The sequence below is a fragment of the Frateuria terrea genome, from assembly GCF_900115705.1.
GTDB classification, from domain to species: domain Bacteria; phylum Pseudomonadota; class Gammaproteobacteria; order Xanthomonadales; family Rhodanobacteraceae; genus Frateuria_A; species Frateuria_A terrea.
Map to the genome: position 1 here is coordinate 485,716 of NZ_FOXL01000004.1, position 24,305 is coordinate 510,020.

The 24,305-nt window shown below is 66.0% G+C and carries 23 protein-coding genes, 1 other RNA gene and 1 riboswitch; of the genes, 9 read left to right on the forward strand and 15 right to left on the reverse strand.

Features of this window, described 5'->3' with window-relative positions; translation table 11 throughout:
- The first annotated feature begins 114 nt into the window (after positions 1 to 114).
- Positions 115 to 1,026, forward strand: coding sequence for a LysR substrate-binding domain-containing protein (locus tag BMZ38_RS08770; RefSeq protein ID WP_091336420.1), 912 nt, complete (start codon positions 115 to 117; stop codon positions 1,024 to 1,026).
- Positions 1,027 to 1,090: 64 nt separating this feature from the next.
- Positions 1,091 to 1,216, forward strand: a complete 126-nt coding sequence (ykgO, locus tag BMZ38_RS08775; RefSeq protein ID WP_008215056.1) for a type B 50S ribosomal protein L36 — start codon at positions 1,091 to 1,093, stop codon at positions 1,214 to 1,216.
- Between the two features lie 137 nt (positions 1,217 to 1,353).
- On the opposite strand, the gene greA is transcribed toward ykgO, so the two are convergent.
- From greA to carA, 3 genes are read right to left on the reverse strand one after another with little or no spacing between them, the layout of a single operon-like run.
- Positions 1,354 to 1,830, reverse strand: coding sequence for a transcription elongation factor GreA (gene greA, locus BMZ38_RS08780; protein WP_091336422.1), 477 nt, complete (start codon positions 1,828 to 1,830; stop codon positions 1,354 to 1,356).
- Complete coding sequence (gene carB, locus BMZ38_RS08785; RefSeq protein ID WP_091336424.1) at positions 1,827 to 5,054, reverse strand: carbamoyl-phosphate synthase large subunit; 3,228 nt, start codon at positions 5,052 to 5,054, stop codon at positions 1,827 to 1,829. The genes greA and carB overlap by 4 nt, the downstream gene beginning before the upstream one ends.
- A complete protein-coding gene (carA, locus tag BMZ38_RS08790; RefSeq protein WP_091336426.1) occupies positions 5,054 to 6,181 on the reverse strand; it encodes a glutamine-hydrolyzing carbamoyl-phosphate synthase small subunit in 1,128 nt (375 codons plus the stop codon). The genes carB and carA overlap by 1 nt, the downstream gene beginning before the upstream one ends.
- 200 nt (positions 6,182 to 6,381) lie before the next feature.
- Between carA and BMZ38_RS08795 the strand changes: the two genes are divergently transcribed.
- Positions 6,382 to 7,077 (forward strand): 2OG-Fe(II) oxygenase, encoded by a 696-nt coding sequence (locus BMZ38_RS08795; RefSeq protein ID WP_091336428.1) that lies wholly within the window; start codon positions 6,382 to 6,384, stop codon positions 7,075 to 7,077.
- A gap of 3 nt (positions 7,078 to 7,080) precedes the next feature.
- Here the strand turns inward: BMZ38_RS08795 and BMZ38_RS08800 are convergent, their stop codons facing one another.
- The 7 genes from BMZ38_RS08800 to hrcA all read right to left on the reverse strand — a co-directional run bounded on the left by BMZ38_RS08800 (position 7,081) and on the right by hrcA (position 14,348).
- Complete coding sequence (locus BMZ38_RS08800; RefSeq protein ID WP_091336430.1) at positions 7,081 to 8,079, reverse strand: sodium:calcium antiporter; 999 nt, start codon at positions 8,077 to 8,079, stop codon at positions 7,081 to 7,083.
- A complete protein-coding gene (locus BMZ38_RS17755; protein WP_175483698.1) occupies positions 8,079 to 8,219 on the reverse strand; it encodes a hypothetical protein in 141 nt (46 codons plus the stop codon). Before BMZ38_RS17755 ends, BMZ38_RS08800 begins: the two co-directional genes overlap by 1 nt.
- A riboswitch (yybP-ykoY riboswitch) is annotated at positions 8,175 to 8,316 on the reverse strand. Its footprint overlaps the gene before it by 45 nt.
- Before the next feature lie 130 nt (positions 8,317 to 8,446).
- Entirely contained in the window at positions 8,447 to 9,247 is an 801-nt protein-coding gene (dapB, locus tag BMZ38_RS08805) for a 4-hydroxy-tetrahydrodipicolinate reductase (RefSeq protein WP_091336432.1), read from the reverse strand.
- Between the two features lie 117 nt (positions 9,248 to 9,364).
- Positions 9,365 to 10,492, reverse strand: coding sequence for a molecular chaperone DnaJ (gene dnaJ / locus BMZ38_RS08810; protein ID WP_091336434.1), 1,128 nt, complete (start codon positions 10,490 to 10,492; stop codon positions 9,365 to 9,367).
- A 148-nt stretch (positions 10,493 to 10,640) separates the two neighbouring features.
- The gene (gene dnaK, locus BMZ38_RS08815) at positions 10,641 to 12,563 is read right to left on the reverse strand and encodes a molecular chaperone DnaK (protein WP_091336436.1); all 1,923 of its coding nucleotides are present in this window, start codon (positions 12,561 to 12,563) and stop codon (positions 10,641 to 10,643) included.
- A gap of 120 nt (positions 12,564 to 12,683) precedes the next feature.
- Complete coding sequence (gene grpE / locus BMZ38_RS08820) at positions 12,684 to 13,205, reverse strand: nucleotide exchange factor GrpE (protein WP_091336438.1); 522 nt, start codon at positions 13,203 to 13,205, stop codon at positions 12,684 to 12,686.
- Positions 13,206 to 13,286: 81 nt separating this feature from the next.
- Positions 13,287 to 14,348, reverse strand: coding sequence for a heat-inducible transcriptional repressor HrcA (hrcA, locus tag BMZ38_RS08825; RefSeq protein WP_091336440.1), 1,062 nt, complete (start codon positions 14,346 to 14,348; stop codon positions 13,287 to 13,289).
- A gap of 114 nt (positions 14,349 to 14,462) precedes the next feature.
- On the opposite strand from hrcA, the gene recN reads away from it, so the two are divergent.
- Positions 14,463 to 16,136 (forward strand): DNA repair protein RecN, encoded by a 1,674-nt coding sequence (gene recN, locus BMZ38_RS08830; protein ID WP_091336442.1) that lies wholly within the window; start codon positions 14,463 to 14,465, stop codon positions 16,134 to 16,136.
- Positions 16,137 to 16,232: 96 nt separating this feature from the next.
- On the opposite strand, the gene BMZ38_RS08835 is transcribed toward recN, so the two are convergent.
- Positions 16,233 to 16,871, reverse strand: coding sequence for a response regulator transcription factor (locus tag BMZ38_RS08835; RefSeq protein WP_091336444.1), 639 nt, complete (start codon positions 16,869 to 16,871; stop codon positions 16,233 to 16,235).
- 170 nt (positions 16,872 to 17,041) lie between these two features.
- Between BMZ38_RS08835 and BMZ38_RS08840 the strand changes: the two genes are divergently transcribed.
- A complete protein-coding gene (locus tag BMZ38_RS08840; protein ID WP_091336569.1) occupies positions 17,042 to 18,637 on the forward strand; it encodes an MASE1 domain-containing sensor histidine kinase in 1,596 nt (531 codons plus the stop codon).
- 283 nt (positions 18,638 to 18,920) lie between these two features.
- Here the strand turns inward: BMZ38_RS08840 and fur are convergent, their stop codons facing one another.
- Complete coding sequence (gene fur, locus BMZ38_RS08845) at positions 18,921 to 19,337, reverse strand: ferric iron uptake transcriptional regulator (protein WP_091336446.1); 417 nt, start codon at positions 19,335 to 19,337, stop codon at positions 18,921 to 18,923.
- Between the two features lie 74 nt (positions 19,338 to 19,411).
- Between fur and BMZ38_RS08850 the strand changes: the two genes are divergently transcribed.
- Positions 19,412 to 19,861, forward strand: coding sequence for an outer membrane protein assembly factor BamE (locus BMZ38_RS08850; protein WP_091336448.1), 450 nt, complete (start codon positions 19,412 to 19,414; stop codon positions 19,859 to 19,861).
- Positions 19,862 to 19,879: 18 nt separating this feature from the next.
- On the opposite strand, the gene BMZ38_RS08855 is transcribed toward BMZ38_RS08850, so the two are convergent.
- Positions 19,880 to 20,137, reverse strand: coding sequence for an RnfH family protein (locus BMZ38_RS08855; RefSeq protein ID WP_425431870.1), 258 nt, complete (start codon positions 20,135 to 20,137; stop codon positions 19,880 to 19,882).
- 1 nt (position 20,138) lies between these two features.
- On the reverse strand, positions 20,139 to 20,567 hold the full coding sequence (locus BMZ38_RS08860) for a type II toxin-antitoxin system RatA family toxin (protein ID WP_091336571.1): 429 nt from the start codon (positions 20,565 to 20,567) through the stop codon (positions 20,139 to 20,141).
- A gap of 68 nt (positions 20,568 to 20,635) precedes the next feature.
- Here BMZ38_RS08860 and smpB point away from each other — a divergent pair, with 68 nt between their 5' ends.
- The 3 genes from smpB (at position 20,636) to BMZ38_RS08875 (ending at position 22,836) form a co-directional block, all read left to right on the forward strand.
- Positions 20,636 to 21,127 (forward strand): SsrA-binding protein SmpB, encoded by a 492-nt coding sequence (smpB, locus tag BMZ38_RS08865; protein WP_091336452.1) that lies wholly within the window; start codon positions 20,636 to 20,638, stop codon positions 21,125 to 21,127.
- A gap of 78 nt (positions 21,128 to 21,205) precedes the next feature.
- Positions 21,206 to 21,557, forward strand: a transfer-messenger RNA (tmRNA) gene (gene ssrA, locus BMZ38_RS08870).
- Positions 21,558 to 22,125: 568 nt separating this feature from the next.
- Positions 22,126 to 22,836: a class I SAM-dependent methyltransferase gene (locus tag BMZ38_RS08875; protein ID WP_091336454.1), complete on the forward strand. Its 711-nt coding sequence runs from the start codon at positions 22,126 to 22,128 to the stop codon at positions 22,834 to 22,836.
- Positions 22,837 to 22,871: 35 nt separating this feature from the next.
- Here BMZ38_RS08875 and BMZ38_RS08880 read toward each other — a convergent pair whose 3' ends face one another.
- The gene (locus BMZ38_RS08880) at positions 22,872 to 24,254 is read right to left on the reverse strand and encodes a class II fumarate hydratase (protein ID WP_091336456.1); all 1,383 of its coding nucleotides are present in this window, start codon (positions 24,252 to 24,254) and stop codon (positions 22,872 to 22,874) included.
- Positions 24,255 to 24,305 lie beyond the last annotated feature (51 nt).

Below are 24,305 nucleotides of genomic sequence, written 5' to 3' on the forward strand. Positions count from 1 at the left end.
AGGGCCGCCGCCACCTGGGGGGAGGGGGAAGGTGGCGGGACGAGGCAAAAGATACGCTCGTCACAAAACGCCATCCAATATATATTTTGCAAACTATTTATTCGATTCGCGACTATGTTCGATCTCCGCCAACTCCGCTATTTCGTGGCCGTCGCCGAGGAGTTGAGCTTCACCCGCGCCGCCCAGCGCCTGCACATCTCCCAGCCCCCGCTGTCGCAACAGATCCAGGCGCTGGAACAGGATCTCGGCACCCGTCTGCTGGACCGCGACAAGCGCAACGTGGCGCTGACCGAACCGGGACGCATTCTGCTGGAAGAGGCGCGGCAGATCCTGGCCAAGGCGGAGGAAACCCGCGCCCATGTCAGCGATGCGGCAGCCGGCTTCAGCGGCGCGTTGCGGCTGGCCTACACGATTTCGGTCACCTTCCACCGTGCGCTGCCGCAGACTCTGCTGCGCTTCCGCCAGAACGCACCCAAAGTGCGCATGCAACTGCACGAGATGTACAGCGAGCCGCAGTTCGCCGCGCTGCGGGCCGAGCAGATCGACGTCGGCTTCGTGCGCGACGAGCCGCGCCACCCGTCGGATGCGCAGGCGTTACGCATGGACGTGATCGACTACGAGCCGCTGGTGCTGGCCGTTCCCTGCGGGCACCGGCTGGCCGAGCAGGACAGTGTCCACTTCGGTTCGCTCGCCAGCGAATCCTTCGTGAGCCAGCCACGCGAGCTGGCCGCGACCTTGTACGACCGGCTGGTGCAGTTGGGCGCCAAGGCAGGCTTCCATCCGCTGATCGGCCAGCAGGCGCAGCAGATCAATGGCCTGCTGGCCCTGGTCGCCGCGGGCATCGGACTGGCGCTGGTACCGGCCAGCATGCGCGCGGTGCAACTGGGCGGCGTCAGCTATGTCTCGCTGGAGGACCCGGACGCCTACCTGCTGCTGGCAGTGGCCAGCCGCAAGGACAACCCATCGCCGGTGCTGGCCAAGTTCCTGCAGATCGTCAAGGGCGTCGAGGATGCACATGACTTGTGAAACCCGCAGGCAGCCGCTACACTTGCCAGCTTGAATTTTCCCGATTTGGTTCCAGGAGCTGGCCGTGAAGGTGCTTTCCTCTCTGAAGTCCGCCAAGCAGCGGCACCGTGACTGCAAGGTCGTGCGCCGTCGCGGCAAGGTCTTCGTGATCTGCAAGAGCAACCCGCGGTTCAAGGCGCGCCAGCGCTGATTCGCCGGGTTGGACGCAAAAAGGCCGCTTGATGCGGCCTTTTTTGTTGCCTGCATTTCCGTGCAGGACCCACCCCAGGGGCCGCCTACCTGAGGGGCAAGGCGGGCTGAAGCCCACCCTGCCCCGCCCATGGTGGCTCACTCGTAGCGGACGCCGGTGATCTCGTAGCGCTTGACGCCGTTGGGCGCCCTGAACTCGAAGCTGTCGCCTTCGCTCTTGCCGATCAGCGCGCGGGCGATCGGCGAGGACACCGCGATGAGGCGCTGCTTGATGTCGGCCTCCAGGTCGCCCACGATCTGGTAGGTCACCGCCTCGCCGGAGTCCTCGTCCTCCAGGTCCACCGTGGCGCCGAATACCACCTTGCTGCCTGCGCCGAGCTTGGACACGTCGATCACCTCGGCGGTGGACAACGCCGCCTCCAGCTCGCCGATGCGGCCCTCGATGAAACTCTGCTGCTCGCGCGCTGCGTGGTATTCGGCGTTTTCCTTCAGGTCGCCGTGGGCGCGAGCTTCGGCGATCGCAGCGATGATGCGCGGACGCTCGCTCGACTTGAGGCGGTCCAGTTCGGCGCGCAGGCGTTCCGAACCGGCCTTGGTCATGGGGGCGCGACTCATGCGCTCAGCTCCTTGTGCAGTTCCTGCAGGCTGTGCACGTCGGCCTCGCCATGGAAATCCAGCGAATGGACGAGCGCGCGCGCGCCGGCGACGGTGGTGGAATAGGTGACGCGCTGTTGCAGCGCCTCGCGCCGGATCGAGAACGAATCGGCGATGGCCTGCTTGCCCTCGGTCGTGTTGACGATATAGACGATCTCGCCGTTCTTGATGAGGTCGACGATATGCGGCCGGCCCTCGAGCACCTTGTTGATGCGCTCGCACGGCACGCCGTGTTCGTTGAGGAACGCCGCCGTGCCGCCGGTGGCAACCAGGTTGAAGCCGCGTGCCAGCACTTCCTTCGCGACCGGCAGCAGGCGCTCCTTGTCGGCGTCGCGCACCGACAGGAACACCTTGCCCTCGCTCGGCGCCTTGATGCCCGCCGCCTCGTGGCCGCGCGCGAAGGCCGCGCCGAACTGCCGTCCCACGCCCATGACCTCGCCGGTCGAACGCATCTCCGGACCGAGGATCGGATCGACGTTCTGGAATTTCAGGAACGGGAAGATTGCTTCCTTGACCGAGAAATAGCCCGGGATGATCTCCTTGGTCGCGCCCTGGCTCGGCAACGTGCGCCCAGCCATGCACCGGGCGGCGATCTTTGCCAGCGGCACGCCGGTCGCCTTGGAGACGAACGGCACCGTGCGCGAGGCGCGCGGGTTCACTTCCAGGATGTAGACGGTATCGCCCTGGATCGCGAACTGCGTGTTCATCAGGCCGATGACCTTGAGTTCCTTCGCCATCGCTGCGGCCTGACGGCGCAGTTCATCCTGGATTTCCGTGGAGAGTGAGTACGGCGGCAGCGAACAGGACGAGTCGCCCGAGTGCACGCCGGCTTCCTCGATGTGCTCCATGATGCCGCCGACCAGCACGTTGCCTTCGGCATCGGCGATGATGTCGACGTCCACCTCGACCGCGTGGTCGAGGAAACGGTCCAGCAGCACCGGCGAGTCGTTCGACACCTGCACCGCTTCGCGGATGTAGCGCGAGAGGTCGGCGTCGTCGTAGACCACTTCCATCGCGCGGCCACCCAGTACGTAGCTCGGGCGCACCACCAGGGGATAGCCGATCTCGCGAGCCAGCGCCAGCGCCTCGTCGGCGTTGCGCGCGGTGCGGTTGGGCGGCTGGCGCAGGCCCAGCTTGTGGATCATCTGCTGGAAGCGCTCGCGGTCCTCGGCCAGGTCGATGGAATCGGGCGAGGTGCCGATCACCGGCACGCCGGCAGCCTCCAATGCGCGCGCGAGCTTGAGCGGGGTCTGGCCGCCGTACTGCACGATCACACCCTTGGGCTTCTCCAGCTCGACGATCTCGAGCACGTCCTCGAGCGTGAGCGGCTCGAAGTACAGGCGGTCGGAGGTGTCGTAGTCGGTCGAGACTGTTTCAGGATTGCAATTGACCATGATGGTCTCGAACCCGTCCTCGCGCAGCGCCAGTGCAGCGTGCACGCAGCAGTAGTCGAACTCGATGCCCTGGCCGATGCGGTTCGGCCCGCCGCCCAGCACTACGATCTTCTCGCGGTCGGTCGGGTTGGATTCGCACTCTTCCTCGTAGGTCGAGTACATGTAGGCGGTGCTGGTGGCGAATTCCGCGGCGCAGGAATCCACGCGCTTGTACACGGGGCGCACGCCGAGCGTGTGGCGCAGGTGGCGCACGGCTGCCTCGTCGGTATTCAGCAGCTGGGCGATGCGCGCATCGGCGAAGCCCATGCGCTTGAGCTCGCGCATGCGCGGGGCGTTGAGCGCGGTCAGGCCCTGGGCCCTGACCTCCTTCTCGGTCAGGACGATATCCTCGAAGGCGGCCAGGAACCACGGATCGATGCGGCTGCAGTCGTGGATTTCCTCCAGCGACAGTCCGGCACGGAAGGCGTCGGCCACGTAGAACACGCGCTCGGGCCGCGGCTCTCGCAGCTCGCGCCGGACCGTCGCCAGGCCATCGGCAGTGGTCAGGTCCAGGCCAGTGGGGTTCAGGCCCGTCTTGCCGATCTCCAGCCCACGCAGCGCCTTCTGCAGCGATTCGTGGAAGGTGCGGCCCATCGCCATCACCTCGCCGACCGACTTCATCTGCGTGGTCAGGCGTGCATCGGCCGATGGGAACTTCTCGAAGGCGAAGCGTGGGATCTTGGTGACCACATAGTCGATGGTCGGCTCGAACGAGGCGGGGGTAAGGCCGCCGGTGATGTCGTTCTTGAGCTCGTCCAGGGTGTACCCGACCGCGAGCTTGGCCGCGACCTTCGCGATCGGGAAGCCGGTGGCTTTGGACGCCAATGCCGAGGACCGCGACACGCGCGGGTTCATCTCGATCACCACCACGCGGCCGTTCTCGGTATTGATGCCGAACTGCACGTTGGAGCCGCCGGTGTCCACGCCGATCTTGCGCAGCACGGCCAGGCTCGCATCGCGCAGGCGCTGGTACTCCTTGTCGGTAAGCGTCTGCGCCGGCGCGACGGTGATCGAGTCACCGGTGTGCACGCCCATCGGGTCGAGGTTCTCGATCGAGCAGACGATGATGCAGTTGTCCGCGGTGTCGCGGACCACTTCCATCTCGAATTCCTTCCAGCCGAGCACCGATTCCTCGACCAGCACCTCGTGCACCGGCGAGAGCTCCAGGCCGCGCTTGACGATCTCCTCGAACTCCTCGACGTTGTAGGCGATGCCGCCGCCGGAGCCACCCAGGGTGAAGCTCGGGCGGATGATGGTAGGAAAGCCGACCTTGGCCTGGATCCCGACCGCCTGCTCGTAGCTCCTGGCCACTTCCGCCTTCGGGCATTCCAGGCCGATCTCGGCCATGGCCTGCTTGAACAGCTCGCGGTCCTCGGCCATGCGGATCGCATCACGCGAGGCACCGATCAGTTCCACACCGTGCTTCTCGAGCACACCGTGGTCGGCCAGGTCCAGCGCGCAGTTGAGTGCGGTCTGCCCGCCCATGGTCGGCAATACCGCGTCGGGCTTTTCCTTGGCGATGATGCGCTCGACCGTCTGCCAGTTGATCGGTTCGATGTAGACCGCGTCGGCCATCTCCGGGTCGGTCATGATCGTGGCCGGGTTGGAGTTGACCAGGATCACCCGGTAACCCTCCTCACGCAGCGCCTTGCAGGCCTGCGCGCCGGAATAGTCGAACTCGCAGGCCTGGCCGATCACGATCGGGCCGGCGCCGATGATCAGCACGCTCTTGATGTCGGTGCGCTTGGGCATTAGCGGGCCTCCTGCATGAGCTGCGCGAAGCGCGCGAAGAGATAGCCGACGTCATGCGGCCCCGGGGCGGCTTCCGGATGGCCCTGGAAGCAGAACGCCGGACGATCGGTGAGCGCGAAGCCCTGCAGCGAGCCGTCGAACAACGAGGTGTGGGTGACGCGCACGTTGGCCGGCAGCGTGGCCGGGTCCACCGCGAAACCGTGGTTCTGGCTGGTGATCAGCACGCGGCCGTCGTCATGGTCCTTCACCGGGTGGTTGGCGCCGTGGTGGCCGAACTTCATCTTCAGGGTCCTCGCGCCGAGCGCCAGGCCCATCAACTGGTGGCCCAGGCAGATGCCGAACAGCGGGATCTGCGCATCGAGGAAGGCTTTGGTCGCCGCGATGGCATAGTCGCACGCGGCCGGGTCGCCCGGGCCGTTGGACAGGAACACGCCATCGGGCTTCAACGCCAGCACTTCGGCAGCCGGCGTCTGGGCCGGCACCACGGTAACGTCGCAGCCGTGGCTGGCCAGCAGGCGCAGGATATTGAGCTTGGTGCCGAAGTCGTACGCGACCACCTTGTAACGCGTATCCGGCTCGGCGAAGGCCGTGCGATCGAGGTCGTACACGCCCTCGGTCCAGCGGTAGGGCTCGCGCACGCTCACCACCTTGGCCAGGTCCATGCCGTTCAAGCCCGGGAAAGCGCGCGCCTTGGCCAGCGCCGTTTCGGCATCACTCCCCTCGCCAGCCAGGATGCAGCCGTTCAGCGCGCCCTTGTCGCGCAGGATGCGGGTGAGGCGGCGGGTGTCGATGCCGGCGATCGCCACGATGTTCTGGCGCGACAGGTAGTCGGGAAGGCTTTCGGTGCTGCGCCAGTTGCTCGGACGGCGAGGCACGTCGCGCACGATCAGGCCGGCGGCCTGTACGCGGGTGGACTCGGCGTCGGCCGGATTGACGCCGGTGTTGCCGACGTGCGGGTACGTGAGGGTGACGATCTGGCGGGCGTAGGAAGGATCGGTGAGGATCTCCTGGTAGCCCGTCATCGCCGTGTTGAAAACCACCTCGCCGACGGTTTCGCCAGTCGCGCCCACGGCATGGCCGTGGAACACGCTGCCATCTTCGAGGGCAAGCAGAGCGGGAATGGGCATGGGGCCGCCTTTAGGTGCAGCAAAGTCCGCAAGCCGCTGGAAGCAGGCTTGTGGACCTTGGGTCGGAAGAAGTCTCGGGCGGGACGCAATGATAGAAGCGGGGGCCGAATCTGTCCACCGCACGGGAGCGTGAACAACGCGGGCGTCTGTGCGCTGTCGGCGCGCGCTAAACTGGCCGTATTCCGTTCGCCCGGCCGTCCATGAACGCCACCGTCCTGCTCGATCCCGCCCGCCTCGACCGCCCCGATACGGACGTGCGGCGCGAGCCGTTCCCGCTCCTGATCGCCCACGGCCAATTGCCGGACGACGCGCGCGCCGGCCTCGAACGCGACTTTCCGCGCTACACGAGCGCAGGCTTCTTTCCCTACGACCCTGCCGACTGCGGTCCGTCGATCAATGCGCTGGTGGCGAACCTGACAGCACCGGCTTTCGCCCGCGCGATCGGCGAACGCCTGGGCATCGACGACCTGGGCCGATACCCGACGCTGGTAACGCTGTGCCGCTACCTCAACAAGCGCCACGGAACCATCCATACCGACAGCAAATCCAAGGTCGCCACCGCCCTGCTCTACCTCAACGGGCAATGGCCGGACACGAGCGACGGCTGCCTGCGGTTCCTGCATCGCATCGACGACATCGACGCCCTGGTCGCCCCCGAGCTCACTCCGCTGTATGGCGAATTCGCCGTGTTCAAGCGTTGCGAGAACTCGTTCCATGGCCACCTGCCCTTCGAAGGCGAGCGCCGGGTCGTGCAGGTCGCCTGGCTGACCAGCGAGGAGGAAAAGTTGCGCAAGACGCGGCGCGGGAGGTTCTCGCGCACCTTCAAGAAGCTCGTCGGCGCGCTCGATCGCAAGTTCGGCGCCGGCCGCGACCGCAGCGCCGCGCATCGCGACTAACCCTCAGGCCAGGTGCCAGGCCACGAAGGCGGCGAACACGCCATACAGCAGTCCCACCGGCACCAGCCAGCGCGCCTTGACGTGCCCGCGCTGGAACAGCCACCACAGATAGCCGATCGCCACCGTGGTGAGCGCGCCGGCCACGATCAATGGCTCGTCGAACAGCCACGGGGTAAAGAACAAGGCCAGCGAGCTGGGAATGGTCGCCTGGATCATCATGGCGCCGGAGATATTCGCCAACGCCAGGCGTTCCTTGCCCTGGCGCACCCAGATCAACGCATTGACGGTCTCGGGCAATTCGGTCGCCACCGGGCTCAGCACCAGCGCCACCAGGTGCGGCGAGAGACCAAAAGCCATCCCGATCACCTCGATCTGCGTCACGAATACGCGTGAGGCGATGGCGATCACGACCAATGCCAGCACACTCTGGGTTGCCACGCGCCACATCGCCGGATCGTCCGCATGCGGCTGGAATTTCAGTGGTTCGAGTTCCTCTTCTTCCGATGCCGTCTCGGCGCTCCTTAGCTCGCGCCACACGTACAGGCCGTAGGCGGCGATGAACAGCACGCCCAGCCACGGCTTGAACGCGAATGCGACCAGGCCCAGCGTGCACTTGACCGCGAAGATCGACAGGAACCAGCGCTGGTCGCGGGCAAGACGCGCGTTGTCCACCTTCACGAGTGCGTTGGGGCGCTTGAGCCGATGTCGGTTGCCCCACAACGCGACGCCGACCACGGCGTAGGCGATGGTGCCAAGCACCAGCGGTCCGCCCAGCGCGGCGCCGACGCCGATGTCCCGCTGTTCGGGCGAGTGCCCGAACACCACGGCAATGAAAGTGACCGCACTTTCCGGCAGCGCGGTACCGAACGCCGCGAGCACCGTGCCGGTCGCGGTCGCATCGAGCCGGAATTTCCGGCCGAGCCATTCGATGCCGTTGACGAAGTACTCGCAGGCCGCGTAAATCGCGCCGGCAGAAAGCAGGAACCACAACGTGGTGAGCATCAATGCGTATCCGGCCGGGCGAGCGGAAAACCGATGGCACGACGATGCGGCCCGCCCGGCAAGGGTTCGAGCGCATCGTGGCCAAAGGTCTCGCCGGGCAGCGCTCCGCCGGCTTGCGGCGGCGCGGCCATCCACGCCATGGAGCGAGTCGCTCCAAGTCTGTTGACGCGAATTCCTCGGGGAACGAAGGCGCGATGCCCTCGCGGGTGAGGATGGCTACTCCCCAATGACAACGGGCGGCATGGTAGCGGCGCGACGCGGACGGGACAAGCGGCGGTGCACGCATGCCGCCTGGCCTCCGCTCACGTGCGACCCGGCCTCCAGGGCTGCCCTTATCCGGCCGGGTGACCGCCGCCGAGCAACGCTCTTAAGACCGCAAGGTCAACCTCGATGCAAGCACCGCCTCGAGGTTGTAGGCACCTGCTGCCTGCCGGCAAAGCCAACAAGCCGCCTCGATCGCCCCCCGGGCGAAAATGCTGCGGTCGGTCGCCCGGTGGCCGAGCTCCACCCGCTCCCCGGCGCCGATCAGCATGGCAATGTGCTCGCCCACGATGTCTCCGCCCCGCACTACCGCGAAACCGATGCTGCCGGCGTGGCGCGCGCCCTCTCGGATGCCGGTGACCCCATCCCGTGCGAGCGTGCTGCCACGCGCCGCGGCCGCTGCCTCGCCCAGCGACAGCGCAGTGCCTGATGGCGCGTCCGTCTTGCGGTTGTGGTGCGCCTCGACGATTTCCAGGTCCCAGTCCGGCAGCACCGCCGCGGCCTCGCGCAGCAGCCGGGTGAGAACCGCCACACCGAGGCTGAAGTTGCTCGCGTGCATCAACGCGATGCGCTTGGATGCCTCCGCCACTCGCGCCTTGAGCGCCGCATCGATGCCGGTAGTGCCGCTGACCAGGGCGACGCCGCGGGGCGTGCAGTGGTCCAGCGCAGAAGCCAGGCCGTCCGGACCGCTGAAATCGATCACCACGTCCAGCGCATCCTGCGGCCAGCCGGCCTGGAAGCACGGTGCGGCGGGGCTCTGCCACGCGCGTTCGCCCAACTGCGGCACTCCCGGCGCAGTCAGTGCAGCGACGACTTCGAAGCGACTGTCGTGCTGCAGCAGATCGAGCAAGGCTTGGCCCATGCGGCCGGTTGCGCCGTTGATGGCGAGGCGAAGCGGTGGGTTCATCGCGGGATCCGTGCGGTTGAAGCGCGTAGCGTAACCGCGTGCAAGGCGTCACGCACCGCACCCGACCCCGACAGGAACGGGTGTCGACAGTGAACGTGTCGCGCGGGCAGCCTCGCCTTACGAGGTGACGCGAGAGAGGAAATCCTTGACGCCGTCCACCCAGCTCTTGGCGCGCGGCGTGTGCGCGTCTGGCTCGCCTTCGGCGAAGGTGGCCTCGAGCTTTTCGAGCAGTTCGCGCTGTTCGCGGGTCAGGCGCACCGGCGTCTCCACCATCACCCGGCAGATCAGGTCGCCGACGCGCCCGGAGCGCACCGATTTGACGCCACGGCCGCGCAGGCGGAACGTCTGCCCGGTCTGCGTTTCCGGCGGGATCGATACCGGCACTTCGCCTTCCAGCGTGGGCACCTTCAGTTCGGCGCCGAGCGCGGCCTGAGAGAAACGGATCGGCACCTCGCAGTGCAGGTCGTTGCCGTCCCGCTGGAAGATCGCATGTTCGCGCACCCGCACGTCGACATACAGGTCGCCCGCCTCGGCACCGGCCGGGCCAGCCTCGCCCTGCCCGGATAGGCGGATGCGGTCGCCACTGTCCACGCCGGCCGGGATGCGCACCGACAGCGTGCGCGTTTCCTCCAGCATGCCCTCGCCGCGGCAGGCCTTGCACGGTTTCTCGATGGTGTGGCCGCTGCCGCCGCAATGCGGGCACGCCTGCTGGATCGAGAAAATGCCGTTCTGCATGCGCACGCGGCCGTGCCCGTGGCAGGTCTTGCACTGGGTCGTCTTGCCGTCGGCCGAACCGGAGCCGTTGCAGTGGTGGCAGTTGACCTGGGTCGGGATCTCGATCGTCTTTTCGACGCCGAACACCGCCTCTTCCAGGTCCAGCTCCATCACGTAACGCAGGTCCGCGCCACGGCGCACGCGGCCGCGGCCGCCCATGCCGAAAATGTCCCCGAAGATGTCGCCGAAGATGTCGCCCATGTCACCGAAACCGCCACGGCCTCCCATGCCGCCCTCGAAGGCGGCGTGGCCGTGCTGGTCGTACATGGAACGTTTCTGCGGATCGGCCAGGACCTCGTAGGCCTCCTTGGCCTCCTTGAACTTCTCCTGCGCAGAGGGATCGTCCGGGCAGCGGTCCGGGTGGTATTTCATCGCCAACCGGCGGAACGACTTCTTCAGCTCGACTTCGGTGACGGTGCGCTCGACGCCGAGCACCTCGTAGTAATCGCGCTTGCCCGTTGCTGCATTCATGACTTCGACGACACCCCTACTGAACCCTATGTCCTACTGCTGGAAATCCGGCGCTGCCCGACCCTGGGCCGCCCTTTCAACAAACAGCCCGCGCGGCATGATAGCCGGCGCGGGCTGCTCGACCATCGGCTGCGCCGACTACGGACGATTACTTCTTCTCGTCCTTGACTTCGGTGAACTCCGCGTCGACCACGTCGTCCGGCTGTGCCGAGCCACCGCCCGGCGCGGCCTGCGGACCGGCTTCCGGACCGGCGCCACCGCCCTGCGCCGCGGCGTAGAGCGCCTGCGCGACCTGCTCGAGCTTCTGCATCTTGGCCTCGATCTGCGCCTTGTCGTCGCCGTCCTTGACCTTCTCCAGCTCGGACAACGCTTCTTCGATGCCACCGATCTGCGCGCCGACCTTGCCGCCGTGTTCCTTCAGCGCGCTGCGGGTGGCATGGACCAGTTGGTCGGCCTTGTTGCGGGTGGCGACCAGTTCGTGGAACTTCTTGTCCTCTTCCTTGTTCGCCTCGGCGTCGGCGACCATCCGCTGGATCTCGTCCTCGGACAGGCCCGAGCCGGCCTTGATCTCGATCTTCTGCTCCTTGCCGGTCTTCTTGTCCTTGGCCGACACGTGCAGGATGCCGTTGGCGTCGATGTCGAAGGTGACCTCGATCTGCGGCATGCCGCGCGGCGCCGGGTCGATGCCCGACAGGTCGAAACGGCCCAGCGACTTGTTCGCACTGGCGCGCTCGCGCTCACCCTGCAGCACGTGCACGGTCACCGCGGTCTGGTTGTCGTCGGCAGTCGAGAACGTCTGCGCGGCCTTGGTCGGCACGGTGGTGTTCTTCTCGATCAGCTTGGTCATCACGCCGCCCATCGTCTCGATGCCGAGCGACAGCGGGGTGACGTCCAGCAGCAGCACGTCCTTGACCGACCCGCCCAGCACGCCGCCCTGGATCGCCGCGCCGACGGCGACGGCCTCGTCCGGGTTGACGTCCTTGCGCGGCTCCTTGCCGAAGAAGTCCTTGACCGACTCCTGCACCTTGGGCATGCGGGTCTGGCCACCGACGAGGATCACCTCGTTGATGTCCGATACGCGCAGGCCGGCGTCGTTGAGCGCGATGCGGCACGGCTCGATGGTGCGCTTGACCAGGTCTTCCACCAGCGCTTCGAGCTTGGCGCGGGTGAGCTTGATGTTCAGGTGCTTCGGACCGGAAGCGTCGGCCGTCACGTACGGCAGGTTCACCTCGGTCTGGTGCGCGGAGGACAGCTCGATCTTGGCGCGCTCGGCCGCGTCCTTCAGGCGCTGCAGCGCCAGCGGATCCTTGCGCAGGTCGATGCCCTGGTCCTTCTGGAATTCGTCGACCAGGTAGTCGATGACGCGCTTGTCGAAGTCCTCGCCACCGAGGAAGGTGTCGCCGTTGGTGGCCAGCACCTCGAACTGCTTCTCGCCGTCGACCTCGGCGATCTCGATGATCGACACGTCGAAGGTGCCGCCGCCGAGGTCGTACACGGCGATCTTGCGGTCGCCGCCCTTCTTGTCCAGGCCGTAGGCCAGCGCGGCCGCGGTCGGCTCGTTGATGATGCGCTTGACCTCCAGCCCTGCGATGCGGCCGGCGTCCTTGGTCGCCTGGCGCTGGCTGTCGTTGAAGTAGGCCGGCACCGTGATGACCGCCTCGGTGACCGGCTCGCCGAGATAGTCCTCGGCGGTCTTCTTCATCTTCATCAGGACCTTCGCGGAGATCTCCTGCGGCGCCATCTTCCTGCCGTCGGAGGTCTCTACCCAGGCGTCGCCGTTCTCATGCGCGACGATGCCGTAGGGCACGATGTGCAGGTCCTTCTGGACCTCGGCGTCGGTGAACTTGCGGCCGATCAGGCGCTTCACCGCATAGAAGGTGTTCTTCGGATTGGTCACGCTCTGGCGCTTGGCCGGCGCGCCCACCAGGACCTCGTTGTCCTTGCTGAAGGCAACGATGGAGGGCGTGGTGCGATCGCCCTCGGCGTTCTCGATCACCTTCGCGTTGCTGCCGTCCATGACGGCGACGCAGGAGTTGGTGGTGCCCAGGTCGATGCCGATGATCTTGCCCATAGTGTTCAGCTCCAAATGCTTTCTAGGCGGCCCCCGCGGCCGCGATGGCTTTTCAGATGGTGGCCCACGTGTGGCGATTCAATGCCGCGGGGCCGGGTGCGTGTTCAGCGAACGAATGTGTCAGTCCCTGGCCACGGCGACCAGCGCAGGACGCAGCAGCCGGTCGTTCAGCACATAGCCTTTCTGCAGCACGCTGACCACCGTGCCCGGCGCCTTGCCCGGCGCCTCCACCATGCTCACGGCATGGTGGCGTTCCGGATCGAGCGGTTGGTCGACCGGGTCTATCGGCACCAGGCCGTGGTTCTCGGCGACCTTGAGCAGCGCCTTCAGGGTCAGCGCCAGCCCTTCGCGTACCGCCGCGACATCACCGCTCTCGATGGCCAGCCCGCGCTCGAGACTGTCGTACACCGGCAGCAGTTCGTTCAGCAGTTTCTCGTTGGCGAAGCGGCGCGCCTGTTCCAGGTCGCGATGCAGGCGCCGGCGCTGGTTCTCCAGCTCGGCGTGCTCGCGCAGCACGCTTTCGCGCAGCTCGGCGTTGCTTGCCTCCAGCTCGGCGATGCGCCCCTGCAGGGCGTCGGTTCCCAACGCGTCCGCGGGACCGGATTCCTGCGCCTGCTCCGGCGTCTGCTCGTTGTTCTGCATGCATTACTCCCAAACGAAAGTCCGGGCCGGCACCTCCGTGCCGGCCGTCAAAACTGCGGGAAACCCGCCCTCCGGGGCCGGTTATAGGGACGTCGCGGCGCGATTCAAGGCGTCACTGAGCAATCCGGCCGTCGCCTGCACCACCGGAATGACGCGTTCGTAGGCCATGCGGGTCGGGCCGATCACGCCGACGGCGCCCAGTACCCGGCCCTGAACCCCGTAGCTGGCGGTCACCACGCTGCAACCGTCCAGCGCGGCGAAGCCCGATTCCTCGCCGATGAACAGCCGCACGCCGGGCGCCCGGGCGCACACCTCCATCAGCTGCAGCAACTCGTTCTTCTTCTGGAATGCCTCGAACAACTCGCGCAGACGGTCCAGGTCGGCCAGCTCCGCATAGCCCATCAGGTTGGTCTGGCCGCTGACCAGCACGTCTTCTGCATCGCCCTGCGGGGCGAAGGAGGCCGCCGCCAGTTCGGTAGCGCTGGCCACCAGGCGGTTCAGTTCGCTGCCCGCTTCGCGCAGCTCACGCAGCAGGTGCGCGCGGATGTCGTCCACGCGCAGGCCGGCAAAGTGCGTATTGAGGTAATTGGCGGCCTGCTCCAGCTCGCGCCCGTCCAGCGGCCTGGCCAGTTGCACAATGCGGTTCTGCACCTGGTTGTCGGAAAACACCAGGATCACCAGCACGCGCGCGTCCGGCAACGGTACGAAGTCGATGTGGCGCAGCGGGAAGTCGCCCTGGCGCGGGACCGTCACCACACCGGCGAAATGAGTCATCGCCGAAAGCAAAGTCGAGACGTTGCCGAGCAGGTCACGGGTGGTGGTCGGCCCGGGTGGCAGCTCACGCTTGAGCCGGACCATTTCATCGCGCGGCAGCGGCTGCAGCTCGATCAGGCTGTCGACGAACAGGCGCAGGCCGCGCGGCGTGGGCACGCGGCCGGCCGACGTGTGCGGCGAAGCGACCAGCCCGGCATCCTCCAGGTCGGCCATGATGTTGCGGATCGTCGCCGGACTGACGTCCAGGCCGGAGGAGCGCGATAGCGTGCGCGATCCCACCGGCTCGCCATCGGCCAGGTATTGCGCGATCAGCGTGCGCAGCAGGCGCCGGGCGCGGGTATCGAGGTCGTGGCCGTGGGATCGGGTCATGCGCTGTGGCAACCGGTGAGACGGCACAGAAATAAGGTGCGGTCCCGCAGTTTGCAAGAAAGCCGGCCGCGACGGTAGCCACGCTGCGGATCGCTCCCCTTACAATCCACCGCCATGCTTACCTCCCTTTACGTCCGCCATTTCGCCGTCGTCGAAGAAGCCGAAGTCACCTTTGGCCCCGGCCTGACCGTGGTCAGCGGCGAGACCGGAGCCGGCAAGTCGCTGCTGGTCGACGCGCTGATGCTGCTGGCGGGCGCCCGCGCCGACAGCGGCATGGTGCGTGAGGGCTGCGACCGCGCCGAGCTGGCCGCCGAGTTCGATCTGTCCGCCCTGCCCGAAGCGCGCGCCTGGCTCGAGCGCGAAGAACTGGACGACGAAGGTGTCTGCCAGCTGCGCCGGGTGATCCGGGCCGAAGGCAGTTCGCGCGCCTGGATCAACGGCCGCCCGGCCAACGCCAGCCAATTGGGGGAACTGGCCACCTTGCTGGTGGAAATCCACGGCCAGCACGAACACCAGGCACTGCTCTCGCGCAGCCACCAGCTCGACCTGCTCGATGCCTACGCCGGGAACGAAGAATCGGTGGCGCAGGTGCGCGTGCTGGCGACGCAGTGGCGCGAACTGGGAACGCGCATCCGCAAGCTGAATGGCGGCGACAATCGCGACGAGCGACTGGAGCTGCTGCGCCACGAGGTTGGCGAGCTCGAGCGCTGGGCCCTGCCGGCCGTGGAGCTGGCCGAGCTGGAGGCCAGCCACAAGCGCCTGGCCAACGCCGGCCGGCTGGCCGAAGGCGCCTCGGGTGTAGTCGAGCTGCTCGACGGCGACAGCGAGTTCGCCTTGCGCCGCGCGCTGGGCCGTGCACATGGCGAACTGGGCAAGCTCGCAGCGATCGACCCGCGCCTCGCACCATCACTGGAACTGCTGGAGAACGCCGAGATCCAGCTCGGCGAGGCCACCGACGTCCTGTCGCGCTACGCACAGGACGTCGATCTGGATCCCGAGCGCTATGCCGAGGTCGATACCCACCTCACCCGCCTGCATGAACTGGCCCGGCGCCATCGCCTGCCCGTGGCCGAACTGCACGACCGCCTGGGAACGCTACAGGCGGAACTGGGCGAACTCGAAGGCGCCGGCGACGCGCTCGAACGGCTTGCTGACGAACGCGCAAGGCTGGAACGCGACTACGCCAAGGCTGCCGACACCCTGAGCCGGGCTCGCCGCACGGCGGCTGCACGCCTTGGCGAGGAAGTCAGCGCCTTGATGAGCGAGCTGGGCATGGCCGGCGGGCGGTTGGTGATCGAGCTGGAACCGGTCGACGGCACCGAACCGGACGCGCAGGGCCGCGAACGTTGCGAACTGCTGGTCAGCGCCAATCCCGGCCAGCCTCCGCGGGCATTGCGCAAAGTCGCCTCGGGCGGCGAGCTGGCGCGCATCAGCCTGGCCATCGAAGTGGCTACGCTGGGCAAGGATACGATCGGCTGCATGGTGTTCGACGAAGTCGACACCGGCATCGGCGGCGCGGTGGCCGAAGTGGTCGGGCAGAAACTGCGCGCGCTCGGCGCCGAGCGCCAGGTCCTCTGCGTCACCCACCTGCCGCAGGTCGCGGCGCAAGGCCACGCCCACCTGCGCGTGAGCAAGCACAGCGAAGGCGATACCACCCGCACGCAGATCGGGAAGCTGGACGCGGCCGGCCGCCGCGACGAACTGGCGCGCATGCTTGGCGGCGTGGAGATCTCCCGCGAAACGCGGGCGCATGCCAAACAGATGCTGGAGCGTGCGCAAAGCGCCTGATCCCGCGGTGGGATGCAGGGTGGGCCATCAGCCCATCTCGTGATGCAGCCGATGGGTACGGCCTACCCTGCCCCCATCCGCACCCGCTCGCGCCCGTCAGTTCTTGCGCTCCGAGAGCAGCCCACGCTCGCTGGCCATCCGGTACAGGTCCAGTTCCGAGCCGGCGCCGAGCTTGCCCATCAGGCTGGCACGGTGGATGTAGATGGTCTTCTGCCCCACGCCCAGCACAGCGGCCACCTGTTTGGGCGCCTTGCCTGCAGCCAGCAGCAGGAAAACCTCGCGCTCGCGTGCAGTGAGCCGGTTGACCGGGTCGAGCGCCTCGCTGGGCCGCTCGGCGCGGCGCTGGCGCAGATCCGAACTCAGGAAGGTGTCGCCCTGCATCACCTGGCGCAGTCCCGCCACCAGTTCCTCCGGCGCGGCGCCCTTGGTGACGTAGCCGCTGGCGCCACGGCGCAGCGCCTCGGAGACATAGGGTTCGCCATCATGCATGCTCAACACCACGATGTGCGTGTCCGGCGCAAGGCTGTGCAGGTGTTCGATCAGCGGCAGGCCGCTGCCATCGGGCAAGGAAAGATCCAGTGCCACCAGGTCGGGCCGGCGGTGGTTGATCGCCTCGACCGCATCGTCGGCGCAACGACACTCGGCGATGACCTCCAGATCGGGCTCCATTTCGATGAGCCGCTTGAATCCCTCGCGGACAATGGCGTGGTCGTCGACCAGAACGATGCTGTACATGGTGCCCCGCTGACTTGGTTTCGGGCGGCGCACCAGCCCATGCCTTGTGGCTCGCCCGCTTCGGACGCCCCGCGCCCGGCCCTGCGGCCCGAGTCTATAAGAGACCGGCCGCCCGTGCCCAAGGTCTCGCCGTACGCTGGGCAGGCGACAGTCGCATGTACCATCCGCAGATGCGTTCGAAGCCCTTTTCCCTGCCCGACTCCGGCCCGTTGCTGGGCGTGCTTTACGTGCTGCTGTGGCTGGTGCTGCTGCCTACCCAGCAACCGTACTGGATGCTGCCTTTCGGCCTGCGCTTCGCAGCACTGCTGATCGTGCCGGTACGCCAGTGGTTCTGGCTGCTGGGGCTGGAACTGGCCGCCACCGCGATCCTCGACCTGCGCTCCGGCTTGCCGATGGGCTGGGAGACCTTCCTGATAGGCGACCTGCCCGAACCGCTGGTGATGGCCGTGGGTTTGTGGCTGCTGCGCCGGGTCAACCTGCACGCCAGCCTGCGCGATCCCGAGGAAGCCACCCGCCTGCTGCTTTCGGCCGTGCTGGTGGTCGGCGCCGTGGCCGCCACGGACGCGGTATTGCTGGCATTGCTGCACGAAAGCGCCGCTCCGTCGGCAATGATCCGGGCGCTCGGACGCGAATTGCTGGGCAACTATCTGGGCGTGCTGCTGGTAGCGCCGCTGGCGATCATGCTGCTGCGCGCCCGGCCCAACCGGAAGATGGTGGCCAGCCTGGTGATGGACGGCTTGCTGGTGATGCTGCCGGCGATGGCGCTTTTGCTCATGCTTTCCGAGCATGCTGCGCCGCAGCCGGAGTTCGCCCGCGTACTGTCGCTTGCGCCGGTGCTGTTCTTCGCGTTTCGCCACGGTTGGCGCGGCGCCACGCTGGCGATGCTGATTTCCTGCATGGGCATGGCCGCGGTCGATCATCAGCCCGGGCATGCGCAGAGCGCGGCGGGCTACCTGTTCCTGGCGGTGGCCGGCACGGGTGCACTTATGCTGGGGGCGGCAACCGATGCCCTGCGCCGCAGCAGCGAACGGGTGGCCGAACAGAACGTCTACCTGGGCGCAGTCAATCGCCGCCTGGACCAGCTCGCCCGCCAGCTGCGCGACGCCGCGCGCGGCAACCTGCAGGCCGAGGAGAACCAGCGGCGCCATATGGCCGCCGAATTGCACGACGAACTCGGCCAGAACATTACCGCCATCCAGACCCACATGAAGCTCGCGCAGGTGCGCCTGCGCCAAGCCGGACTGGAAGACATCAGCGTCTCGATCAATACCATCCTTGGCTACATGCGACGCGCCCTGCACCGTCTGCTGGACGACCTGCGCCCTGCCGTTCTCGACGAGTTCGGCCTGCTGCGTGCGCTGGACGAAGGCCCGATCCGCGATTTGCTGACCACCGCCGGGATCTTCTTCCACACCGACATGCGCGGCGACCCCCGCCTGCTCGACGAAGACACCCGCACCGCGGTGTACCGACTGGTACAGGAAAGCGCCACCAACGCGGTCAAGCACGCCCAGGCCAGCGAATTCCGTCTGCGCCTGCGCATCGGCGAGCGCCATGGCGTGGTGCTGGCCCTGCTCGACATCCGCGACGACGGCGTCGGCTTGCCCAACCGCTTGCCCCGCGGAGGCCGTGGCCTGCAAGGCATGCGCGACCGGGTCACCTCGCTGGGCGGCCTGTTCCGGCTGCGGCCGGACCGCCAGGGCGTCCATTTGCGCATTTTGCTGCGGGGCAGCACGTCGGGCCGTGAGCCGGGACGCCTGGCATAGGAATTTTTCCAATACCGCAATCGTGAACAGCTCGTTAGCATCGGTCCATCGATGTGGGGGAGCCGCCATCGCAAGATGGCGTGCCGTGGTCACCGTGGGGACGGTGGCCACGAAGAACGGCAGGATGCCGTTCCGCCGGAACCAACGGCGCAGCCCGGCAAGCGAGCAATTCGCGAACGCCGAGGCGCCGAGTGGTAACGGATCAGCCGTGGGTGGACAGGAGTCCTCCCGCGGCTTTTTTTTTGCCTCGCGACCTGCCGGCTCTGCCGACGGAAGAACTACGTCAGCGCCCCTTCCCCTTCGGCCGCACGTACAGCACCAGGCTGTGGTCCTCCAGCACGTACCCGTGCCGGGCAGCGATCTCATGCTGCAATCGCTCGATCTCTTCGCTGACGAACTCGATGACCTTGCCGCTGTCTACGTCGATCATGTGGTCGTGGTGCTTGCCGCGGTCGAGCTCATAGACGGCCTGGCCGCCTTCGAAATTGTGCTTGACCACGATGCCGGCGGCCTCGAACTGAGTGAGCACGCGGTAGACCGTGGCCAGACCAATGTCTTCCTGTTCGGCGAGCAGCTTCTTGTAGACGTCTTCGGCGGTGAGGTGCTGGACGCCCTCCTCCTCGAAGATCTGCAGGATACGCATACGCGGGTGGGTGACCTTCAGGCCGACCCTGCGCAGCTCTCTGGTTTCCTGTTCCATAGCGGGCTCCACACGCGGCGTACCAAGGCCGTTAGTGTATCATCGACACCTTCACGATCCGGACTTGAACACGCATGCACAAGCTGATTCGCACGCTCGGTTCCGCCATGCTGGCGCTCTCGCTGGTGGGCTGCGGGCTCGTCTATGTCCCGGACGTGCAACAGGGCAATTTTCTGGAAAAGAAAGACGTCGATCAGCTCAAGCCCGGCATGACCAAGCACCAGGTACTGGTGCTCCTGGGTTCTCCTTCGGTCCACACTCCGTTCAACGACAACCGTTGGGACTACGTGTCCACCCAGCAGCACCGTGGCGGTCCGGTCAAGGTGCGCACGTTCACGCTCACCTTCAACAACGACACCCTGGTGCGCACCGAAGGCGATTTCTTCGCGCAGGACGCGGAGAAGATGCTCAAGGATACCGAGAAGTACCATGCCACCTATCCGGTCGACGAGACCGAAGGCGACAAGAGCAAGAACGGCGGCGATGGCAGCGGTTCGGACAATCCGGGCGGCAATACGCCTTAGTCCTATCGATGCCCGCGTTCAGCGGGCGCGGCGGCGGCGCGCCTCCTTAGGGTCGAGCGCAAGCGGACGGTAGATCTCGATCCGGTCGCCGTCGTGCAGCACCTGCCCGGGGTTCGCGAGGCGGCCGAACACGCCAAGGCGCCGAGGATCGACCCGTGTCGCTTCGCCGCCAAGGTCCGCTGCCGCCACCGCTTGCTCGACGGTGGCGCCCTCGCTGAGTTTCACCTGGCTCCGCCGCACACGCCCGGGCAGTGCCAGCACCACCTCCACGGTGATCTCAGCCATACGCGCGCCGGGCCTCTCGGCCGAAGTCTTCAACCATCTTGGTGGCCAGGCCCTGGAACCCGAGCTTGATCGCCCCGGCGCCCAGACCCACGTAGTCAAAATCCAGCGCGAATGCGATCTTGCAGCCATGCTCGCCCAGCGCAATGAACTCCCACACTCCGTCGAGGCTGCGGAACGGCCCTTCCACCAGTTGCATATTCAGGCGCTTCGGCGGCTCGGTCGTATTGCGGGTGGTGAAAGCCTGCTTCAGGCCGGCAAATTTCAATACCAGGCGCGCCACCAGCACGTCACCCTCCCGCTCGAGCACCTGCGCGTCGGCACACCAGGCGAAGCGCTTTGGGTATGCTTCCACATCGTTGACCAGATCGAACATTTGCGCCGGCGTGTAGTTGACCAGGGCGCTTCGTCGGATTTCGATCACGGCTACCTCATTCATCACTCGGGTGCGACGGCTTCCGGCGCATCCGCAAGGGCGCAAGTCTAGCTGACATGGCAAAAGCGAAAGACAAGGACAAGCACGCAGGCGGGACCATCGCGCTCAACAAGCGCGCCCGTCACGAGTACCACATCGACCAGCGTTACGAGGCGGGCATCGCGCTGCAGGGCTGGGAACTCAAGGCGCTGCGTGCCGGCCGGATCAATTTTGGCGATGGCTATGCCGTAGTGCTCAAGGGCGAGATCTTCCTGGTCGGTACCTCGATTCCGCCGCTGATCAGCGCCTCCACCCACGTGATCGCCGAAGACCGCCGCACGCGCAAGCTCTTGCTGCACAAGCAGGAGATCGACCAGCTGATCGGCGCTGTCGAGCGCAAGGGCTACACGCTCGTGCCTATTGCCATGTATTGGAAGGGCAACAAGGTCAAGGTGGAGATCGGTCTGGCCCGTGGCAAGCAGGCACACGACAAGCGGGATGCCGAGAAGGAACGCGACTGGCAGCGTGAGAAGCAGCGGACCATGCGCGCCCACAACCGCGAGGCCTGAATTCCGGCCACCGTGCGCATTGAAGCCCACCGTGCCGGCCCCATATACTTGTCCGACTGACCAGCTCAGATCTTCCCCGGGGGTGTCCTGGCTTCGACGGGGGTAGTGAGATGGCTTGGTGCATGCCGAGGGGGCAGCTTTCCTCGTAAATCCAGCCGCAAACTCATAGTTGCCAACGACGACAACTACGCTCTGGCCGCTTAAGGCCTAGCCCCGAACCCACTTGTGCCTGTGCTCGTGGATGTAGGGTCATCATCACAGGATCGCCCGAAGCCGCCGCCTGTCGGTCAGGGTCAAATCAAGCAGGCTGGTCCTTCGGCGCGCTTCGCACACCGTGCTGCCGCGGGACGAGATCCAACGGTGGGCTAAGCATGTAGTACCGGGCGTCAAGCGCCTTCGGACGCGGGTTCGACTCCCGCCACCTCCACCAATTCAAACTCCAAGCAAGTCCAATAAAGGCCGGCAACCCCAGCGAAACCGCGGGTTCCGGCCTTTTTTGTCGATCCAGCGTGGTCCAAGGTGGCGTGGTCCAGGGGCGAGGTCGAGGCTCGTAGGAATCAGATGGCGTCGGCAAGGGGCCGGCCGGAGGCAAGGTCTGGCGCCTTAAATAGGCGACTACGGGGAAAGGCCGGCCTCCGCCGGCGGGATATTGCCGATCGGTTCGGGCAGGCAGCGATGGTTAAAACCCGCCCCCATTCGCCAGTGGCCAGTGACACCGCCTCTCCTGGATTTCCATTGAGCACGGCGATGCTCAGCTCGGTCCGCCGCCCGCTCGCTGTGGCCGATGGCCAATCGCAGTTGGCCAATACCGATTCTTCACATCTCCGTTTTTTCCAAATAAGCGAAGCCTAAGAGCGAGGGGAGATTCTTTCCGATTACCAGCCTCGAGATTGTTTTCATGCGCGCTTGATGCTTCCGGGCCCCTATCTGTCGTCTGCGAAGCATGGTCTGGCCCGTAAAGGGATTTCGCGGCTGTGAGATGCAATTTGGAAACAGGCATGAAAAGCATCTTCAAGAAGATTCCAATCGTGGGCCCCGTGATTCAAAAAGCCTACCACCTGGTCAGACTAAACCGGCCTTTTCCCGGATCGGAAAGCTATTGGAAAAGGCGATATCGCTCTGGCGGCAATTCAGGGGATGGCTCCTACAATCAGCTTGCGGAATTCAAGGCCGAGGTCATCAATGGCTGGGTCTGCTTGAACGGGATCGGATCGGTCATTGAATTCGGATGCGGAGATGGAAACCAACTGGCGTTGGCGACGTACCCCAAATACATGGGTCTGGATGTAAGCCCCGAGGCGATTGCTCTCTGCAAGAAAAAATTTCACGCCGATAGAAGCAAGGTGTTCGGGCTTGTCACTGATTATGCCGGCCAGCAGGCTGACCTGGCACTATCGCTCGACGTCATCTTCCACCTGGTTGAGGATATGGTATTTGAAAGCTACATGGCGCGGCTTTTCGATGCGTCGAGACACCTCGTTATCATCTACTCATCCAACACCGACAATAACCCAGCTGATCAGGCACCTCACGTTCGGCACAGGAAATTCTCGGACTGGGTGGACGAAAATCGCGCCGACTGGCATATGATCAAGTATATTCCCAATCGATTTCCTTTCACGGGTAATACCAAGACAGGATCGTTATCGGATTTCTTTGTTTACAGCCGAACGTCCACCACCGATAAAGCGGCAGCGCAAACTGCTTGATGTCGGCCAGACGCCCGCCACGCCGGCCTCGCGGGCTACTCGCTGTGGATACCACCGCGGGTCAGCGTGGTCGGATCGAGCAGCTTTTTCAGCTCCTCTTTCGACAGACCCGTGGTTTCGAGCGCAACGTCCATGATCGGGCGCCTTTCCTTGTAGGCCTGTTTGGCAGTCGCGGCGCCCTTTTCGTAGCCGATCACCGGGTTCAGCGCGGTGACCAGGATCGGGTTCATCGCCAGCGCCTGGTTGACGCGTTCGCGGTTGACCTTGAACCCGGCAATGGCCTTGTCGGCCAACAGGCGGCTGACGTTGCCCAGGATCTCGATCGACTGCAGCAGGTTGTAGGCGATCAGCGGCAGCATCACGTTGAGCTGGAAGTTGCCCGACTGCCCGCCGATGGTGATCGCGGCATCGTTGCCGATCACCTGCGCGGCAACCATGGCGGTGGCTTCCGGTATGACCGGGTTGACCTTGCCCGGCATGATCGAAGAGCCGGGCTGCAGCGCGGGCAACTCGATTTCGCCCAGGCCGGCCAAGGGACCGGAGTTCATCCAGCGCAGGTCGTTGGCGATCTTCATGAGCGCGACGGCAAGCGTCTTGAGCGTGCCGGACAACTCGACCGCCGCATCCTGCGCCGCCATACCTTCGAAGAAGTTATCCGCAGATTCGAAGCGCACGCCGGTCAGCGCCTTGAGCTCGCGAGCCACGGCCGCGCCGAACTTCGGATCGGCGTTGATGCCGGTGCCCACGGCGGTGCCCCCTTGCGGCAGCCGGCGCATGCGCTTTAAGGCATCCTCGATGCGATCGATGGCCGAACCGATCTGCGCCGACCAGCCGGAAAGCTCCTGGCCGAAGGTCACCGGCATCGCATCCATCAGGTGGGTGCGGCCGGTCTTGGGCACGTTCTTCAGCTCACGCGAGCGTTTGTCGATCATCTTCTTCAGATGCCTGAGGGCAGGCAGCAGGCGCTCGCTGGTGGCCAGCGTGGCGCTGACGTGGATCGCGGTGGGAATAACGTCGTTGGAACTCTGCCCGTAGTTGACGTGGTCGTTGGGGTGCACCTTGGCGCCAGCCTGCGCAGCCAGGTGTGCGATCACCTCGTTGGCATTCATGTTGGTACTGGTGCCCGAACCGGTCTGGAACACGTCGATGGGAAACTGCGGGTCGTAACGCCCCTCCGCCACCGCCAGTGCGGCTTTGCGGATGGCCGCCGCCTGGCCCTTTTTCAGGTGGCCCAGCGCCAGATTCGCCGCGGCGGCCGCGGCCTTGATCAGCCCCATCGCCCGGATGAACTCCCGCGGGAGAGCCAGGCCGGAGATCGGGAAGTTATCGATCGCGCGCTGGGTCTGCGCACCGTAGAGCGCGGCGGAGGGGACCTTGAGCTCGCCCATGCTGTCGTGTTCGATGCGGTAGTCGGCCATCGGGCGCTCCTTGGGTGTGGGGAAGGCGCCACTATAGGCCGCCGGCCATCA

What these genes read in the sequence shown, in the direction of transcription:
- BMZ38_RS08770 (WP_091336420.1), top strand. Translation starts at nt 115, where the DNA reads ATGTTCGATCTCCGCCAACTCCGCTATTTCGTGGCCGTCGCCGAGGAG.
- greA (WP_091336422.1), bottom strand. Translation starts at nt 1,830, where the DNA reads ATGAGTCGCGCCCCCATGACCAAGGCCGGTTCGGAACGCCTGCGCGCC.
- carB (WP_091336424.1), bottom strand. Translation starts at nt 5,054, where the DNA reads ATGCCCAAGCGCACCGACATCAAGAGCGTGCTGATCATCGGCGCCGGC.
- carA (WP_091336426.1), bottom strand. Translation starts at nt 6,181, where the DNA reads ATGCCCATTCCCGCTCTGCTTGCCCTCGAAGATGGCAGCGTGTTCCAC.
- BMZ38_RS08795 (WP_091336428.1), top strand. Translation starts at nt 6,382, where the DNA reads ATGAACGCCACCGTCCTGCTCGATCCCGCCCGCCTCGACCGCCCCGAT.
- BMZ38_RS08800 (WP_091336430.1), bottom strand. Translation starts at nt 8,079, where the DNA reads ATGCTCACCACGTTGTGGTTCCTGCTTTCTGCCGGCGCGATTTACGCG.
- BMZ38_RS17755 (WP_175483698.1), bottom strand. Translation starts at nt 8,219, where the DNA reads ATGGCGTGGATGGCCGCGCCGCCGCAAGCCGGCGGAGCGCTGCCCGGC.
- dapB (WP_091336432.1), bottom strand. Translation starts at nt 9,247, where the DNA reads ATGAACCCACCGCTTCGCCTCGCCATCAACGGCGCAACCGGCCGCATG.
- dnaJ (WP_091336434.1), bottom strand. Translation starts at nt 10,492, where the DNA reads ATGAATGCAGCAACGGGCAAGCGCGATTACTACGAGGTGCTCGGCGTC.
- dnaK (WP_091336436.1), bottom strand. Translation starts at nt 12,563, where the DNA reads ATGGGCAAGATCATCGGCATCGACCTGGGCACCACCAACTCCTGCGTC.
- grpE (WP_091336438.1), bottom strand. Translation starts at nt 13,205, where the DNA reads ATGCAGAACAACGAGCAGACGCCGGAGCAGGCGCAGGAATCCGGTCCC.
- hrcA (WP_091336440.1), bottom strand. Translation starts at nt 14,348, where the DNA reads ATGACCCGATCCCACGGCCACGACCTCGATACCCGCGCCCGGCGCCTG.
- recN (WP_091336442.1), top strand. Translation starts at nt 14,463, where the DNA reads ATGCTTACCTCCCTTTACGTCCGCCATTTCGCCGTCGTCGAAGAAGCC.
- BMZ38_RS08835 (WP_091336444.1), bottom strand. Translation starts at nt 16,871, where the DNA reads ATGTACAGCATCGTTCTGGTCGACGACCACGCCATTGTCCGCGAGGGA.
- BMZ38_RS08840 (WP_091336569.1), top strand. Translation starts at nt 17,042, where the DNA reads ATGCGTTCGAAGCCCTTTTCCCTGCCCGACTCCGGCCCGTTGCTGGGC.
- fur (WP_091336446.1), bottom strand. Translation starts at nt 19,337, where the DNA reads ATGGAACAGGAAACCAGAGAGCTGCGCAGGGTCGGCCTGAAGGTCACC.
- BMZ38_RS08850 (WP_091336448.1), top strand. Translation starts at nt 19,412, where the DNA reads ATGCACAAGCTGATTCGCACGCTCGGTTCCGCCATGCTGGCGCTCTCG.
- smpB (WP_091336452.1), top strand. Translation starts at nt 20,636, where the DNA reads ATGGCAAAAGCGAAAGACAAGGACAAGCACGCAGGCGGGACCATCGCG.
- BMZ38_RS08875 (WP_091336454.1), top strand. Translation starts at nt 22,126, where the DNA reads ATGAAAAGCATCTTCAAGAAGATTCCAATCGTGGGCCCCGTGATTCAA.
- BMZ38_RS08880 (WP_091336456.1), bottom strand. Translation starts at nt 24,254, where the DNA reads ATGGCCGACTACCGCATCGAACACGACAGCATGGGCGAGCTCAAGGTC.